General features: G+C 71.2%; 15 protein-coding genes and 1 pseudogene. 13 read left to right on the forward strand and 3 right to left on the reverse strand.

Going from position 1 to position 16,868, the window contains the following annotated elements:
• The 7 genes and pseudogenes from AXW62_RS31845 to AXW62_RS31870 form a co-directional block, all read left to right on the forward strand.
• The coding region (locus tag AXW62_RS31845) for an alpha/beta fold hydrolase (protein ID WP_060947552.1) at positions 1-1,141 on the forward strand (1,141 nt) is incomplete at its 5' end.
• A gap of 80 nt (positions 1,142-1,221) precedes the next feature.
• Complete coding sequence (locus AXW62_RS31850; protein ID WP_060947553.1) at positions 1,222-1,455, forward strand: MbtH family protein; 234 nt, start codon at positions 1,222-1,224, stop codon at positions 1,453-1,455.
• 324 nt (positions 1,456-1,779) lie between these two features.
• Entirely contained in the window at positions 1,780-2,271 is a 492-nt protein-coding gene (locus AXW62_RS31855; RefSeq protein ID WP_030841641.1) for an Lrp/AsnC family transcriptional regulator, read from the forward strand.
• 131 nt (positions 2,272-2,402) lie between these two features.
• The gene (gene ddaH, locus AXW62_RS31860; RefSeq protein WP_060947554.1) at positions 2,403-3,212 is read left to right on the forward strand and encodes a dimethylargininase; all 810 of its coding nucleotides are present in this window, start codon (positions 2,403-2,405) and stop codon (positions 3,210-3,212) included.
• Positions 3,212-4,468, forward strand: coding sequence for an ornithine--oxo-acid transaminase (gene rocD, locus AXW62_RS31865; protein ID WP_060947555.1), 1,257 nt, complete (start codon positions 3,212-3,214; stop codon positions 4,466-4,468). The genes ddaH and rocD overlap by 1 nt, the downstream gene beginning before the upstream one ends.
• A gap of 164 nt (positions 4,469-4,632) precedes the next feature.
• Positions 4,633-4,756: pseudogene (locus AXW62_RS47280) on the forward strand (chorismate-binding protein); the annotation flags it as partial.
• A gap of 500 nt (positions 4,757-5,256) precedes the next feature.
• Complete coding sequence (locus AXW62_RS31870) at positions 5,257-5,547, forward strand: DUF1876 domain-containing protein (protein ID WP_030841632.1); 291 nt, start codon at positions 5,257-5,259, stop codon at positions 5,545-5,547.
• 193 nt (positions 5,548-5,740) lie between these two features.
• On the opposite strand, the gene AXW62_RS31875 is transcribed toward AXW62_RS31870, so the two are convergent.
• Positions 5,741-6,451: a FadR/GntR family transcriptional regulator gene (locus AXW62_RS31875; RefSeq protein ID WP_030841629.1), complete on the reverse strand. Its 711-nt coding sequence runs from the start codon at positions 6,449-6,451 to the stop codon at positions 5,741-5,743.
• 217 nt (positions 6,452-6,668) lie between these two features.
• Between AXW62_RS31875 and AXW62_RS31880 the strand changes: the two genes are divergently transcribed.
• From AXW62_RS31880 to AXW62_RS46275, 6 genes are all read left to right on the forward strand, one after another.
• Complete coding sequence (locus AXW62_RS31880; RefSeq protein WP_060947556.1) at positions 6,669-7,925, forward strand: cellulase-like family protein; 1,257 nt, start codon at positions 6,669-6,671, stop codon at positions 7,923-7,925.
• 99 nt (positions 7,926-8,024) lie between these two features.
• Positions 8,025-9,575, forward strand: coding sequence for an MFS transporter (locus AXW62_RS41730; RefSeq protein WP_079115898.1), 1,551 nt, complete (start codon positions 8,025-8,027; stop codon positions 9,573-9,575).
• Positions 9,566-10,738, forward strand: coding sequence for an anhydro-N-acetylmuramic acid kinase (locus AXW62_RS31890; RefSeq protein WP_060947557.1), 1,173 nt, complete (start codon positions 9,566-9,568; stop codon positions 10,736-10,738). The genes AXW62_RS41730 and AXW62_RS31890 overlap by 10 nt, the downstream gene beginning before the upstream one ends.
• A 337-nt stretch (positions 10,739-11,075) precedes the next feature.
• On the forward strand, positions 11,076-13,037 hold the full coding sequence (locus tag AXW62_RS31895; RefSeq protein WP_252368812.1) for a hypothetical protein: 1,962 nt from the start codon (positions 11,076-11,078) through the stop codon (positions 13,035-13,037).
• Between the two features lie 5 nt (positions 13,038-13,042).
• Positions 13,043-14,275 carry an ABC transporter substrate-binding protein gene (locus AXW62_RS31900; RefSeq protein ID WP_252368813.1) on the forward strand — a complete coding sequence of 411 codons (1,233 nt, stop codon included), beginning with the start codon at positions 13,043-13,045 and terminating at the stop codon, positions 14,273-14,275.
• Entirely contained in the window at positions 14,212-14,472 is a 261-nt protein-coding gene (locus AXW62_RS46275; RefSeq protein WP_252368814.1) for a type 1 periplasmic-binding domain-containing protein, read from the forward strand. Before AXW62_RS31900 ends, AXW62_RS46275 begins: the two co-directional genes overlap by 64 nt.
• A 69-nt stretch (positions 14,473-14,541) precedes the next feature.
• On the opposite strand, the gene dnaK is transcribed toward AXW62_RS46275, so the two are convergent.
• Together dnaK and AXW62_RS31910 are read right to left on the reverse strand one after the other, a co-directional pair.
• On the reverse strand, positions 14,542-16,449 hold the full coding sequence (gene dnaK, locus AXW62_RS31905; protein ID WP_060947559.1) for a molecular chaperone DnaK: 1,908 nt from the start codon (positions 16,447-16,449) through the stop codon (positions 14,542-14,544).
• Between the two features lie 122 nt (positions 16,450-16,571).
• The coding region (locus tag AXW62_RS31910; protein ID WP_159061004.1) for a DUF1275 family protein at positions 16,572-16,868 on the reverse strand (297 nt) is incomplete at its 5' end.

Consider the following 16,868-nt stretch of genomic DNA (forward strand, 5'->3'; position numbering starts at 1 on the left):
CATGGTCCTGGACCAACTCCCCCTGACCGTCAACGGCAAACTCGACCGCCGCGCACTCCCCGCACCCGAGTTCGGTGCGCCCGAGGCCGTGCGGCGGCCACAGAACGCCACCGAGCACACATTGTGCGGTCTGTTCGCCGAGGTACTGGGGCTGCCCGACGTCGGCACGAACCAGAGCTTCTTCGACCTGGGCGGGCACTCCCTGCTGGCGACACGCCTGGTGGCCCGCGTACGAGCCGTCTTCGACGTCGAACTGGGCGTCCGCGCCCTGTTCGAGGCACCGACGGTCAGTGCCCTCGCGCACCGGCTGAACAGCGGGGACACCGGACGCGCGCTCGATGTCCTGCTGCCGCTGCGGTCGACGGGCAGCGCCCGTCCGCTGTTCTGCGTCCATCCCGCGGGAGGGATCAGCTGGCCTTACGCGGGCCTCGTACCGTACGTCGATCCCTCGTGCCCGGTGTACGGGGTGCAGGCTCGGGCGCTCGCCGGGACCGATCGCACTCCCGCGACGGTCCGCGAGATGGCGGCGGACTACGTCGAGCAGATCCGCACCGTACAGCCGGTGGGTCCGTACCGCCTCCTCGGTTGGTCCTTCGGCGGCCTGGTGGCCCATGCCATGGCGACCGAGCTGCAGGAGCAAGGGGAGAGCGTCGACCTTCTGGTCATGCTCGATTCCGCTCCTACGGAGCGACTCACCACCGAGGACATTCCGGAGTTCAGCGAGCAGGACATGCTCGGCTTCCTGCTCGGCGCCGTCGGAGGTGATACGGACGGCATTCCCGAGGGTGAGCTGACCCCAGAGGAAACGGCGGAGCTGCTGCGCGACCGCGGTGCGCCCGTCGATCTCCTGCTCGACGCGGAAACCTTCCGCGGTCTGCGCGCGTGTTTCGAACAGACTCCGCGACTGCAGACCACACACGTTCCCGGTCTTTTCCGTGGGGACGTGGTCTTCTTCGCCGCGACACTCGGGGTGCCGGGCCGGGCGCAAGAGCCCCTGGTGCCCGCCGAAGCGTGGCGGCCTTATGTGTCCGGTGACATCGACGTCCACGATGTGGAGTGCGAACACCACGGCATGATGCAGCCCCAACCGCTGTCCGAGATCGGTCCGGCGCTGTCGGAGATTCTCCGCCGGCTCGGCTAGCCCCCGCCTCTCGGAACCTTCGGAAACCCCCTTCGGAAACCCCCCTTCAGAAACCCGCGGAAGCAACGGAGTGACATGACATGTCGAACCCCTTCGACGACCCCAACGGCACCTTTCTCGTCCTGGTGAACGAAGAGAACCAGCATTCGCTCTGGCCCGAATTTGTTCCGGTGCCGGGTGGGTGGCGGGTGGCCCACCCAGCCGATTCCCGCGACGCCTGCCTCGCCTTCATCGAGGAGAACTGGACGGACATGCGACCGGCGAGCCTGGCCCGCGCGATGGACCAACCGGCCGGTGCCCCGCAGCCGCAGTGAGATGACCCCGGGAGAAGAGCCCGGGAAACCACAGTGAGGTGACCCCGGGCGACCAGCCCGGGAAACGATCCGCTCCGCGCGCCGCCGACCGCGGCGCGCGGCCGCGGTCCGGATCCTGCTGCCGGTTTCCGTACCCTCCTCCGGGGCCGCACCCGTCTCGCGGTCCGGGCCCTGGTGTTGATGCTGGTCAGCGGCGCTCCTCGATAAGGTGACCTGATCTCGGACCGGCACACTCGCGCCGGCGCGAGGCTAGTATGGGTCGATTTGAGCATGCGGAAGGATCCCTTCGCGCTTGGAGTGAAAGACCGCAAAGGACGGCAAGAGATGACGCATCAGTCCGTACCGTTCGACGATCTGGACCGGAAGATCGTTGCGGCGCTGGTCGCCAACGCCAGGACCAGCTTCACGGAGATCGGCGCCGCGATCGGGCTCTCGGCCTCCGCGGTCAAGCGCCGCGTCGACCGGATGCGGGAGACCGATGTGATCACCGGCTTCACCACCACCGTGCGCCCCGCCGCGCTCGGCTGGCGGACCGAGGCGTACGTGGAGGTCTACTGCGACAGCGCCGCACCGCCCCGGCGCCTCGCGGAGGTTGTGCGCGACTATCCGGAGATCATCGCGGCCATGACGGTGACCGGTGGCGCGGACGCCCTGCTGCATGTCATGGCCACCGATGTGGAGCATTTCGAGGAGGTCCTGGAGCGCATCCGGGCCGAACCGTTCATCCGCCAGACGATCAGTTACATGGTGCTGTCGCACCTGCTCACCGGCAGTCCGGAGGCCGGTGCGGCCCCGCCCGCGACCGCGACGCAATGAACCGGCGCGATCGGGGCCCAGCACGCAGCATCGCTGCGCATACACGCAGTTTTCCTTTCTTGTCACCCCTCTCCTCCGCTTTCTACCTTTGATTCATCCCCCGGTCGCCGCGGAAGCGAGAGGAATCCTCCGTGTCCCCAACCCGTGCGCCGCGTCCCAGGCGCTTTTTGACCTGTGCCCCCAGATATTTCGATGTGCGGTATGCGATCAACCCCTGGATGCGCGAGGACACCGAGGTCGACACCGGCCTCGCCCGGGCCCAGTGGGAGACGCTGATCGACGCCTATCGCGACCACGGCCACCGGGTGGAGTTCATCGAACCGGTGGTGGGGCTGCCGGACATGGTGTTCGCCGCGAACTCGGCCCTCGTCCTGGGGGGCCGGGTCTTCGGCTCGCGGTTCCACGCACCGCAGCGCCGACCGGAACAGCTCGCCTACGAACGGTGGTTCAAGGCGGCCGGGTTCGACGTCCACCCGCCGGAGTCGGTGTGCGAGGGCGAGGGCGATCTGGTGCCGGCCGGGCCCTTCGTCCTGGCGGGCACCGGCTTCCGCACCACCCGGGCGGCCCATCAGGAGGTGCAGGAGTTCTTCGGGGTGCCGACCATCAGTCTGCTGCTGGTGGACCCGTACTTCTACCACCTGGACACCGCGCTGTTCGTCCTCGACGACCGGAACATCGCCTACTACCCCGAGGCGTTCTCCCCCGGCAGCCGTGAGGTGCTGAAGCGGCTCTACCCCGACGCGCTGATCGCCACCCGGGACGACGCGATGGCCTTCGGGCTCAACTCCGTCTCCGACGGCCGCCACGTGTTCGTCGCCCCCCGGGCCACCGGCCTCATCGATCAGCTCACCGACCGCGGTTACGTCCCCGTCCCCGTCGACCTGTCGGAACTGCACAAGGCCGGCGGGGGCATCAAGTGCTGCACACAGGAGATCCGCTGATGACCGCCATGACCCCCGGCGCCGCCACCACCACAGCGGCGGACGCCGCCCGTCCCGCCCGTTCGTCACACGAGCTGATCCGCGCCGAGGAATCCTCGCTGGCGCACAACTACCATCCGCTGCCCGTGGTCGTCGCCCGCGCCGAGGGCGTATGGGTGGAGGATGTCGAGGGGCGCCGCTATCTGGACATGCTGGCGGGCTATTCGGCCCTCAACTTCGGCCACCGCCACCCGGCGCTGATCGAGGCCGCCCACCGCCAGCTCGACCAGCTCACGCTGACCTCCCGGGCCTTCCACAACGACCGGCTGGCCGGGTTCGCCGAGGCGGTGGCGGAGCTCACCGGGCTCTCCATGGTGCTGCCGATGAACACCGGCGCGGAGGCGGTGGAGAGCGCCATCAAGGTGGCCCGCAAATGGGCGTACGAGGTGAAGGGCGTCGCTCCGGACCAGGCCACCATCGTGGTGGCGGCGGACAACTTCCACGGCCGTACGACCACGATCGTCGGGTTCTCCAGCGACCCCGTCGCCCGCGACGGCTTCGGCCCGTTCGCCCCGGGCTTCCGTATCGTGCCGTACAACGACCTCGCGGCGCTGGAGGCCGCCGTCGACGGGACCACGGCGGCGGTCCTCATCGAACCCATCCAGGGCGAGGCGGGCGTCGTCATCCCCGATGACGGCTATCTCCGGGGAGTGCGCGAGCTGACCCGGCGCACCGGGACGCTGTTCATCGCCGACGAGATCCAGTCCGGTCTCGGCCGCACCGGCACCACGCTGGCCGTCGAGCACGAGTCGGTGCTGCCGGATGTGCTGCTGCTCGGCAAGGCGCTGGGCGGTGGCATCGTGCCGGTGTCGGCGGTGGTGGCCGACCGTTCGGTGCTCGGGGTGCTGCGCCCCGGCGAGCACGGCTCCACCTTCGGCGGCAATCCGCTGGCCGCGGCGGTCGGCTCGGCCGTGGTCGATCTGCTGCGCACCGGCGAGTTCCAGCGCCGGGCGGCGGAGTTGGGCCAAGTGCTGCGGGACGGGCTGGCCGCGCTGACCGGCAAGGGCGTCGCGGGCTACCGCTGCCGCGGGCTGTGGGCGGGGGTCGATGTGGATCCCGCGCTCGGTACCGGCCGCGAGGTGAGCGAGCGGCTGATGGCCGAGGGGGTCCTGGTGAAGGACACCCATGGTTCGACGATCCGTCTGGCACCGCCGCTGACCATCACCCGGGAGGAGCTGGAGGGCTCGCTGGCGGCGCTGGAGAAGGTGCTCGGCTGAGCGGAATCGACCGGAGCGCCGGGCCGTATGCCACGTGGCATACGGCCCGGCGCTCCGTCATGTTCGGAATTCCGCCGAGATTCTTTTCCAGCGCCCCTTCCGCGTCCCGGTCCGGAACGGCGAACCGTCAGCAACACCCAGGCCACGGCCGCCTTTTTTGGAGGATCCGTTGTGTGCGCGGGCGGCTGCGCCCGGGGACGACCTCGGTCGACTGTGTCCGGGCCTGCTTCCCGGGCGGCTCCGTGACCGGCGCCCCCAAGCCGCGCACGCTGAAGATCATCGACTCGCGGGGCGCTCGCCCGCGTTCAGCAGCCCGCGTCGGGCGGGCACCGTGCGGCTCCGCCCGAAGCACCGGGCTCACCGCCGCCTCCGGGCTGGTACCGGAGGGCACCCCGGCGAACGTCCCGTGGTGGGAGGACGGCGTCCTGTGTCTGCCGTGTCCGGAGCTTCCGGTGCTGACCGGAGTGACCTCGTCACCGGCTGTGTCACCGCCGCGGCGGTGGCCGTGCGTGCGCGGGCGGCTGCGCCCGGGGACGACCGGTCACCGCCGCGCCGGTGGCCGTGGCCGCGTTCGCGGGGCGGGACCGAATCCGGTGGGCCCTGGACCGCAGGCGGTACGCCCGATGGGAGGAGAGTGGAAGGAGGTGGGAGTCGTGGCACCCGCGTGGTCCGGCAGGAACCGCCGCTGAGCGGGCTCCGGCCGCGTCCGCGGGCTCCGGCCGCGTCCGCGGGGTCCGCGGCCACTGAAACGGCCACCGAAACGGCCACCAGAAGGTGAGGAGCAGACCATGTCACACACAGTGGAGTGGACGGTCCACCTCTACCTCTCCGAGGAAGAGGGCAGGACCACGGCGCGCGTGGAGCTGGACACCGGATCCACGGCGCTCACCGGCCGGGGCCTGGCCCGGTGCAACCCCGACGACGAGGACGTGCCCGTGATCGGCGACGAACTCGCAGCCGGGCGGGCGCTCAGTGACCTGGGACAACAGCTGGTACACGCCGCCGAACGGGACCTGGAGAGCGTGGGCGCGCCCCCGGCCTCGCGCAGACCACGGCCCGGTTACGGCTGGATCGCCTGAGAGACCCCCGCCCCGCGCGCCGTCGTCGTACGGCCACGTCCGGCGGGGACCGGCGCCCCTCCCGGGGGCCGGGGGCCGGGGGCCGGGGAAGAACTCTAAGGAGACGTACGAACTCACCGGGCGCCGCTCCCGGGGGCCGGGGGCTCCGGGGTACGGGACCGGTCCAGCGCTCCGGCACGGGGCTGGGCGGCGCTCAGCCGTGGGCCGGGTGGGCCGCTGCCCGGTCCAGGTCCTCGGCCGCCTTGGCGAGCAGATCGAGCATGGCCAGCTCGGCACCGGCCGCGTCCCGGTCCCGGATGGCCGCCAGCACCCGGCGGTGGCTGGGTACGGGATCGTCGGCGTCGCCGTGGGCGTGCACCAGACGGTCGCGCTCACGCAGTCCGGGCTCCAGGATCAGTTCGAGGCGGGCGAGGAGTTCATTGCCGGTGGCGGCGAGCAGCGCGCGGTGGAAGGCGGCGTCCGCCTCCTCCTCGGCCGCCAGGTCGCCCCGGGCGCGCTCCATCGCGGCCAGTGCCGTCTCCAGCGCGGCCAGGTCGGCGCCGGTGCGGCGCAGCGCGGCACGGTGGGCGGCGGCGGGTTCGACGACGGCGCGGATGTCGGCGAGGTCGCGCATCAGCCGTCGGCCGTCCCCGCCGGTCATGCGCCAGCGGATGACGTCGGCGTCGAGGAGGTTCCAGGCGGAGCGGGGGCGGACGAAGGTGCCGCGCTTCTGCCGGGCGTCGATGAGGCCCTTGCCCGCGAGCACCTTGAGGGCTTCGCGCATCACCGTGAGGCTGACGTCCAGCTCCTCGCCCAGCGCGCGGACGTCGAGGATGTCGCCTTCGGCGACGTCTCCCGCGACGATGCGGGCGCCCAGCCGCTGGACCACCTGGCCGTGCACGCCTCGGCCGGCATAGGACGCCATGGGGTGTTCTCCTCGGGTGGTAGGCCGGATGGACCGGAAAGCCGGATGGACGGGGTGGAAAACGGGTGGAAACCCATCCACTTTAGCGTCGGCCATTATTTATGAATACATCTTGACAGCCCGTCGGCACCCTCCGGACGATGGACCGATCTCTCATCGCCGAGCCAACAAGCCAACAAGCCGCCGAGCCGCTGAGTCGCCGACCGCAGGGAGCCCCGTGACGCTGTCGCCGCATCTGCCGGACAAACTGACCATCTCACTGTGGGACTTCAGCTGGTACACCCGTACCGCCCCTGGTGAGCCCTTCGCCGATCTCGACCGGGCCTTCGAGGAGGCCGTGGCGCGCGGTTACAACACGGTACGCGTGTGTGCCATGCCCTTCCTGCTCTTCGGCTCCCGGCTCGATACGGCCAGGCTGCGGCCGTCGGGGCTGGGCGGCGCGTACGGGCAGCGGACGCGCTGGTACGACGTGGGCGGCGGGGGCGAGATCGACGGTCGGGCCTGGCTGCGCAGGCTGTTCGAGGCGGCCCTGCGCCATGACTGCTTCGTCATCCTCTCCAGCTGGGAGTACCAGCAGAGCCCGTCGTTCGGCGCGGACCGCGCCTGGTTCGACGCGCTGATGGCCGTCGATCCCGAGCGGCGCGCCGAGGTGCTCGCGGACGCGCTGGCCGACCTGATCGACTTCCTGGTGATCCACGGTCTGGACGACCGGATCGCCTTCACTGAACTGCACAACGAGGTCCAGGGCAGCCGGCTCACCGACGGGCTGGAGGGCGAGGACAAGGTCGTCGCCCTGCGGCCGCGGCTGGAGCGGGGCCTCGCCCGGTTCAAGGAGCGCCACCCCAACCGGCCGGTCACGGTCAACTACGCCAAGGTGCCGGTCGGTTCGCTGCGCGGGGTCCCGCGCGAGGTGGACGTGGCGGTCTTCCACCCCTATGTGTACGGGGTGCTGGACGAGCTGCTGACCACCTTCGCCATCCGGGACCCGGGCCGCCCGTTCCCCCAGGAGGCGGTCCGCCGGGAGCTGCTGCGCCCCGGCGCTCCCGACCTGGCCGACTGGGCCCCTCCGCCCGGCGACCGCTGGCGGTTGGAGGCCACCACGGTCGGCCCCCGGGAGATCTACGTCCACGACTGGTGCGACCCCGCCCGCTGGGACGCCTGGCTGTACGACCGCTATGCCGTGCACCGTACGGCGATGGACCAGCGGCTGGTCACCTGGATCGAGGCGGCCGCGGACTGGGCGGCCGGAAACGGGGTCCCGCTGGTCTTCGGCGAGGGCTGGATCGGCTACACCCCGCTGCACGGGACCTTCGAGGAGGGCCCGGTGGGGGCCGCGTTCTGCCGCCGCGCCGTCGAGGAGTCGGCGCGGGTGGGCGCGTGGGGCGCGGTGGTGTGCTCCAACGCCGCGCCCCAGCACCCGATGTGGCAGGACATCGCGCTGCAGCGGGAGTGCAACGGGGTGCTGCGCGGCTGAGCCACGGGGCCGTCGGCCCAGCTCGCACCGGTAACCACCTGCCCTTCAGGGGTACGGACACCACATTCCCCTTGGCGGTGACGGCGGAAAGGGCCCGGATTGACGACGTCCTCAGCGGATCCCCTCGAGCGTGCCACCGGACGTGCCCCGCGCCGTGCGCTGGTGGCCGGTTCGGTCGGCAACTTCATCGAGTGGTACGAGTTCGGTGTCTACGGCTTCTTCGCGACGATCATCGCCGCGAACTTCTTCACCCCCGACGGCGGCAGCGAGTTCGAGGGCCTGGTCAAGACGTACGCCTCCTTCGGGATCGCGTTCTTCTTCCGCCCCATCGGCGCCGCCGTCTTCGGCCGGGTCGGCGACCGGATCGGCCGTCGGCCCACGCTGATCCTGGTGCTGTTGCTGATGACCGTCGCCACGACGCTCATCGGCGCGCTGCCCACCTACGACACGCTGGGTGCGGCCGCTCCCTGGCTGCTGACCCTGTTGCGGATCCTCCAGGGGCTGTCCGCGGGCGGGGAGTTCGGCGGTGCGGTGTCGATCATGACGGAGTTCGCTCCGCCGGGGCGCCGCGGGCTGTACGGGGCCTGGCAGTCGTTCACCGTGGCGCTGGGGCTGCTGGCCGGGGCCGGTGCGGCGGCGTTGTTGGCCACCGTGATGAGCGAGGCGTCGCTGGGTGACTGGGGATGGCGGGTGCCGTTCCTGCTCACCCTGCCGATCGGGCTGGTGGCCCTGTGGCTGCGGCTGAGGCTGGAGGAGACCCCGGCCTTCCGCGCGGCGGCGGCCGGGGAAGCCACCACGGCGCCGGACCCGGTGACACCGTCCGGCGGACCGGAGCCGATGACACCCTCCGGCGGACCGGACCCGGAAGCATCCTCCGGCGGACCAGAGCGGGTGACACTCTCCGGCGGACCGGAGCGGGTGGCGGCCCCCCGTGAGGTGGCCGTGGCCATCGTCCTGGGGGCCGCGCGCATCATGGGCTGGTCGGCGGCCGGTTACACCTTCCTGGTCGTCATGCCGTCGTATCTCCAGGCCACCTTGAACGCCACCTTCCAGCAGGCGCTGGTGGCCACCGTGGTGGCCAACGCGGGCTTCGCGCTCACCATCCTCCCGGCGGGCCTGCTCAGCGACCGGATCGGGCGGCGGCCGGTGATGCTGACCGGAGCCGCGCTGGTGGTGGTGCTGGCCTTCCCGCTGCTCAACGTGTTGCAGGAGCCGGGAAGTTCGGCGTTCACGCAGGCGGTGGCGGTCTTCGCCGCGGGTGTGGTGGTGGGCCTGATGGCGGGGCCGGGGCCGGCCATGCTCGCCGAGATGTTCCCGACCCGGGTCCGCTACACGGGGCTGGGGCTGGCGTACGCGCTGTCCAACGCGGTGTTCTCCGGATGCGCGGGGCTCATCATCACCGAGGTCGTCAAGCACACCGGCGAGGCCGACATCCCGGCCTACTACGTGGCGGTGACCTGCACCGTCAGCGTGCTCGCGCTGCTCACCCTCCGCGAGGAGGGCCGCCGCGGCGCACCGCGCGGCCGGGCGCGGACGGACGGGAAGAACGGGGAGAGCAAGGAGAACGGGCAAAACAGGGGGAACGGGGAGAACGGGAAGAACGGCGAAGGCGGGCAGAACGAGCGGCAGGAGGAGACGCCATGCGGGTGATCGGCCTGATGTCGGGCACGTCCCACGACGCGGTCGACGCCGCGGCAGCCGATCTGGTGCTGGACGGCGACACCGTGGTCCTGGCCCCGCTGGGGCTGATCGGCGAGGCGTATCCGGCGGGGTTGCGGTCGGCGCTGAGCGCCGCGCTGCCCCCGGCGGCGACCACGATGAAGGAGGTGTGCGCGCTCGACACCCGTATCGGCCAGGCGTTCGCCTCGCTCGCGGTCCGCGCCGACCGGGAGCTGTGCGCGGGGCGCGCGGACCTCATCGGCTCGCACGGCCAGACGGTGTACCACTGGGCCGAGGACGGGCGGGTGCACGGGACGCTGCAACTCGGCGGGCCCGCCTGGATCGCCGAGGCCACCGGCTGTCCGGTCGTCTCCGATCTGCGCAGCCGTGACGTGGCCGCGGGCGGCCAGGGCGCTCCCCTGGTCAGCCTGGTGGATGTGCTGTGGCTGCGCGGGCGGCCCGGGGTGCGCGCCGCCCTGAACCTCGGTGGAATCGCCAACATCACGGTGGTGTCCGGTGCCGGTGATCCGCTGGCCTTCGACACCGGCCCGGCGAACGCCCTCATCGACGCGGCGGTCCGCGATCTGACGGGCGGCCGACTGGACCATGACGTGGACGGTGTCATGGCGGCGCGCGGCACCGTCCACGCGCCGCTGCTAAAGCGGCTGCTGGCCGAGCCGTACTATGCGCTGCCCGCGCCCAAGACCACCGGCAAGGAGCTGTTCCACGGGTCCTATCTGCGGGCGGCCCTGGCCGCCGTGGGCCCGGTGCCGGACGACGACGTGGTCGCCACCGTCACCGAGCTGACCGCCCGTACCGTCGCCGACGCGGTGCGGTCGGTGCACGTCACGGAGGTGATCGCCTCGGGCGGCGGCACCCGCAACCCCACGCTGATGGGGGCGCTGCGCCGGGCGCTGGGCGGCGTCGCCCTGCGGACCTCCGGCGAACTCGGCCTTCCGGAGGCGGCGAAGGAGGCGTACGCCTTCGCCGTCCTGGCCTTCCTGACCGTCCACGGGCTGGCCGGTACGGCACCGAGCTGCACCGGCGCCCGCCATCCCAGTGTGCTGGGGTCGATCACCCCGGGGCGCCGCGGCCTCGCCCTGCCCGCGCCGGCGCGGGTGGCGCCCACCCGGCTGGAGATCTTCCGCCGCTGAGCCACAGCAACGGCCAGTGCGCCACGGCCGAGCCACGCCAGCGGCCAAGGCACCACCACCGAGCCACGGCAGTGGCCAGGGCACCACCACCGAGCCACGACAGCGGCCAAGGCACCACCACCGAGCCACGACAGCGGCCAAGGCACCGCCGCGGGTCGAGCGGCGCCCGGCCGGAGACCGCCTGGATGCCGGTAAGGGAGGCCCGGCGCGGGCCGCACCCGGGGTACGTTGGAGGGGCATGTCATTTCGAATGGGGTGAACCTGGGTAAGCACCCCTCTAGTTGTCGATGGGGGGCCGACGGGGGGACGGGGGCACGTGACGGAATCCGGAACAGGTGTGGGCTTCAGAGGCCGCAGCGGGATCATCAGTCTGGTCGGTGAGTGTCTCCAGCTGGGGCCCGCCGACGAACGGCCGGTGATCATGCTGCTGGGGCCGCGCGGCAGCGGGGCCAGCGAGGCCCATGGCGCGCTGATGGAGAAGTTCGGCCCCGAGACACCGTTCGCCTATGTCAATCTCGGCGGTGAGCAGTCCCTGCTGCCGCGGTACGCCCTGGCGCTGCTCGCCCGTCAGCTGGAGCGCAAGCTCCCGCGCTATCGCCGCTCCCACTTCCCCCGGCTCACCCTCGGTCTGCTGGCCTCCGACCACCAGCTGCGGATGACCAGCCTCGCGGAGGGGCGGCGCAACATCCGCCGCGAGCTGGACGCCTTCCAGGAGCAGGCGGAGGCGCGCTACGGCGACTATCTCGCCGCCTTCTTCGAGGTGGCCGGGGGCGCCGTGGGCGCCCCCGACGGCGCCTCCACGGCCGCGCTCGCGCTGCTGCGGGACGCGCTGCGGCGCGGCCGGAGGCGGCTGCCGGGCCGCAAGTTCACCAGCAGCGCGGCCTGGTACGGCGGCCACCCGCTGCTGCGCAGCCGGGATCCGTGGGAGGCGCTGGTCGAGCTGAACCTATGGCGCCACGACGGCGACGAGGACGATCAGGAGCGGCTGGACCGGGTGCTGTTCTCCGCCCTGCTGGAGGACATGCGCAGCAATGTGCGGCACTCGTTCATGCCCCGGTCCTATCTGCTGCTGCTCGACAACTCCCACACGGAGTACGGCCGTCGCTTCCTCGACCTGCTGATCCGTGCCCGCCATGACGACGCCGTGGTGGCGGGAGCCGACTGCGATCCGCTCACCGTCGTGGCCAGCTCCAACCGGTGGCTGCCCCGCTGGGGGCCGGCCACCGGCGATCAGTGGCCCTGGCGGCTGCGCGGCCCGGACCGGGCCTCGCTGGAGGACTGGGCGGAGCACCGGCCGGGCCGGGACAGCGATGACACCTGGTGGTATCCGCTGCGGCTGCGCGACCTCAACCTGGACGAGGTGCGCATCCGGATCGAGCTGGAGCTGCGCCAGCACCCCGGCCTCGCGCCGTTCACCCGGCTCGCGCCCTTCATCCACCGGCTGACCGCGGGGCTGCCCCGGGCGGTCAGCCAGGTGCTGGAGCTGCTCCGGCACTCGGCCGTGCCCACCGAGGACGGCGCCGAGCAGGACCGCTGGCTGCGCACCCTGCCGGACCGTACGCCGCGGGAGGGCGAGGACTCCCGGGCGCTGGCGGAAGCCGCTCTGGACCATCTGCTGCACGGTTTCGACCCCGCGCAGCGGACCGCGCTCGAGGAGTGCGCCGCGGCGCGTGACCTGTCCATCGGCACCCGGCTGCTGGGCTCGGGCGACGCGCTGTTCGGCGAGGTCCGCGGCCGCTGGCTGCTGCAGAGCCCGGGGACGGTGACACCGTCGCTCCACCCCTGGCCGCGGCGGCTGTTGCTGTGGCGGCTGGCCGGGCGGCCGGACGACTGGGACGCGGTGCACGAGCTGCTGGCGGAGTACTTCAGGTCCGAGGGCCGGACCGTCCAGGAGATGTACCACCGGCTGGCCTCGGAGCGGATCGACGAGGTGACCGGATATCTGGTGGACCGCTTCCCGGTGGTGCCCGCGGCGCAGTGGATCAGTGAGTTCAACGCCATCACGGCCGCGCCCAACCGGCTGGGCCAAGGCGGCGGACCGCTGGAGCTGCTCGCCGGCCTCGCCCCGGAGGAGCCCCCGGAGGCGGTCACCACCGCCTCGGTGATCCGGGAGCTGATCACGGTGCGCTGGGTGTGGAGCGATCCGCTCGCCGACCCGGGGATGCGGTTGAACGACATGATCGCCGACGGGTTCAACCAGCTCTCACGACTGCGGAGGAACGACATAGTGGCCCTGTTCAACGAGGCGGAACGGTACCGCCACTGGCGCCATCCGCTGACGCTCGCGGGCGAGGGGTGAGACCGGTGCCGAGACTCGAATGGCCGCTGCACATCGTGCGCCGTGTGGTGATCGGCGTGATCGTCCTCGCGGTGCTCGCGGTGGCGGTTCCGCTCACCGTGAACTGGCTCGGCGACCGGCGGGCGCGGTGCGGCGACGGCGTGGTCAAGATGGGCGACGACCGGGAGTGCGTGGGCGTCACCGACGGCTCGTACATTTTCGCCGACCATCTGGGGCCCGTGGAGAAGAAGATCAAGGCGGAGAACGACCAGGTGGAGAAGGACGGCGACAAATACGTCAGCGTCGCCTATATGACCTCCTTCACGCTGACCGAAGACGACAGCAATTCCGAGGAATCGGTCCGGCACGAGCTCGAGGGCGCGTATCTGGCGCAGTACCGGCACAACCGCGGCGATCTCTCCTCCTCTCCCAAGATCAAGCTGTTGATCGCCAATATGGGGAGCCGCGCGGCCCGTTGGGAGCACACCGTCGATGAGCTGATCGACCGGAAGACCTCTGACGACAAGCTGGTCGCGGTCACCGGGCTCGGTCCCAGCGACACCCAGAACATCGACGCGCTGAGGCGGCTGTCGGACAACGGTCTGGCCCTGGTCGCCAGCACCATGACGGCCACCAACATCGAGGGCATCAAGGGGCTCGTCCGGGTCTCCCCGACCAATGTGGACGAGGCGTACGCCGCCTCCGCCTACCTCAAGAAGGAGCAGGTCCGCCGGGCGGTGGTGGTCCAGGACGACGCGCAGGACAACTACTACGCCAAGACGCTGGGGGACGCCTTCACCAAGGTCTTCCAGGACATCAAGGGCCACCAGCTGGTGTCGGACAGGATGAGCTACGACTCCTCGGTGCCCGCCTGGCGGAACGAGCTGCGCTGGATGCCGGGGCAGCTGTGCGACCTGAAGCCGGAGGCGGTCTTCTTCGCGGGCCGCGGCAAGCACCTCACCCGGTTCCTGGACGCGATCGCCAACCGTCCCTGCCAGAACCGGGAGTTCATGGTGATCACCGGCGACGACACCACCAACCTCACCGCCGATGACCTGGCCCACGCCGCCGAGAGCAAGGTGCGGGTGCTCTACACGGGCCTGGCACACCCCGATATGTGGCGGAAGGACCCCGACTCCGTCTCCCCTCCGTCGGCCCGCCCCCCGACGACCAGCACCAGGACGGCCAGGCCATCATGGCGCACGACGCGGTGCTCACCGCCGCCCAAGGCGTCGAGATGGCGGCGCTGGGCGACGTGACCGGGGAATCGGTGGCGCGGATGTTCCACCAGATGAACAGCCGTCAGCAGGTGCCGGGGGCCAGTGGGTTCATTTCGTTCCAGAACAACGGCAATCCGCGCAACAAGGCCATTCCGATCCTGCATCTCAACGCGAAGGGGCGCTCGGAACTCGTGGAGGTGTCCGCACGACGGGGCGAGCCGGCCAGGAAGCAGTGACACCGCCCAGAGGACGGCCGACACCGCCCGGGACGCCGTGACACCTGCCGGGAGGGAAGCGGCGGCGGTTCAGCCCGCGTCCGGCTTGGGCTTCTCGTCGTCGACGATCTCCGCGTCCACGACCTCCTCGTCGGACGGGTGCCCGTGGCCCCCGCCGTCGCCGGAGGAGCCGTCACCGGGCGAGCCCGCTCCGGAGCCGCTGGATCCGCCGCCGGACGAGGAGGACGGCTGGGCCTGGGCGTAGATGGCCGTGCCGATCTTCTGGCCCACGGCGGCGGTCCGCTCGGTGGCCTCGCGGATCGCGTGGGTGTCCTCGCCCTCGAGCGCCCGCTTCAGATCGGCGACCGCCGCCTCGGCCTCCTGCCGAGTGTCCTGGGGCACCTTGTCGGCCTGGTCGCGCAGCAGCCTCTCGGTCTGGTAGACGAGCGCCTCGGCCTGGTTGCGGGTCTCGGCGGCCTCGCGGCGCTTGTGGTCCTCCTCCGCGTACTGCTCGGCCTCGCGCATCATGCGGTCGATGTCGTCCTTCGGCAGCGCGGAGCCGCCGGTGACGGTCATCCGCTGCTCCCGGCCGGTGCCGAGGTCCTTGGCCGAGACGTGCATGATGCCGTTGGCGTCGATGTCGAAGGCGACCTCGATCTGCGGCACCCCGCGCGGGGCCGGGGGCAGACCGGTCAGCTCGAACATGCCGAGCTTCTTGTTGTACGAGGCCATCTCGCGCTCGCCCTGGAAGACCTGGATCTGCACCGACGGCTGGTTGTCCTCGGCCGTGGTGAAGACCTCCGAGCGCTTGGTCGGGATCGTGGTGTTGCGCTCGATCAGCCTGGTCATGATGCCGCCCTTGGTCTCGATGCCGAGGGACAGCGGGGTGACGTCCAGCAGCAGGACGTCCTTGACCTCGCCCTTGAGGACACCGGCCTGCAGGGAGGCGCCGATCGCCACCACCTCGTCGGGGTTGACGCCCTTGTGCGGCTCCTTGCCGGTCAGCTCCTTGACCAGGTCGGTCACGGCCGGCATCCGGGTGGAGCCGCCGACGAGGATCACATGGTCGATGTCGGAGGTCTTGGTCCCGGCGTCCTTGACCGCCTGGTGGAAGGGGGCCTTGCAGCGCTCCAGGAGGTCCTCGGTCAGCTGCTGGAACTGCGAGCGGGTCAGCTTCTCGTCCAGGTGCAGCGGGCCCTCGGCGGACGCGGTGATGTACGGCAGGTTGATCGTGGTCTCGCTCGCCGCGGACAGCTCGATCTTGGCCTTCTCGGACGCCTCGCGCAGCCGCTGGACCGCCATCTTGTCCTTGCCCAGATCGACGCCGTAGCCGTTCTTGAAGCGGGTGACCAGATGGTCCACGATCCGCTGGTCCCAGTCGTCGCCGCCGAGGTGGGTGTCGCCGTTGGTGGCCTTGACCTCCACCACCCCCTCGCCGATCTCCAGCAGCGAGACGTCGAAGGTACCGCCGCCGAGGTCGAAGACCAGGATGGTCTGGTCGTTCTCCTTGTCCAGCCCGTAGGCCAGGGCGGCGGCCGTCGGCTCGTTGATGATCCGCAGCACCTTCAGCCCGGCGATCTCGCCCGCCTCCTTGGTGGCGGTGCGCTGGGAGTCGTTGAAGTACGCGGGGACGGTGATCACGGCGTCCGTGACGTCCTCGCCGAGGTACGCCTCGGCGTCGCGCTTGAGCTTCTGGAGCACCCGCGCGGAGATCTCCTGCGCCGTGTAGCGCTTGCCGTCGATGTCGCCGGTGGCCGGGAACCGCCACCGGTCCTCGCCCATGTGGCGCTTGACCGACCGCGCGGTGCGCTCCACGTTCGTCACCGCCTGGCGCTTGGCGACCTCCCCCACCAGCACCTCGCCGTTCTTGGCGAAGGCCACCACCGAGGGGGTGGTCCGGGTGCCCTCGGTGCTGGTGATGACGGTCGGCTCGCCGCCCTCCAGGACGGATACGACCGAGTTCGTCGTACCCAGGTCAATACCGACTGCGCGCGTCATGTCAGCCCTCCTCCCGCTCTGCCTCCCAGTATCCCAAAAGGTGATATTTGGGATGTACGACGCGAAAGGGGGCCGGGGATCGGTCCCGCAGCCGGTCGGCGCCCCTGGACGTGGCGCCCGTTCTACGAGGGGTGGGGCCACAACCGGCCGCGGGCGTCCCGGGCCAGGGAGGTCAGGGACCCCAGCAGGACGAGGGCGACCAGTCCGGCGGGCAGGGCTGGCGCGGCCCGAGCGGCACGGGCCACCAGAAGCCCGCCGGCCGCGGCGCCCACCACCAGGGACACCACCAGCAGGGCGCTGAGCCGGCGCACGGTTCCACTGCGCGCCACGTCGACCAGCAGTCCGGTCAGGGTGCCGGTGAGATAGGTGGTGGAGAAGCCGGGCGGGCCGACGGCGCGCACCAGGCCGCTCTGCCCGCC

This window comes from Streptomyces hygroscopicus subsp. hygroscopicus, from assembly GCF_001553455.1.
Taxonomy (GTDB): Bacteria; Actinomycetota; Actinomycetes; order Streptomycetales; family Streptomycetaceae; genus Streptomyces; species Streptomyces hygroscopicus.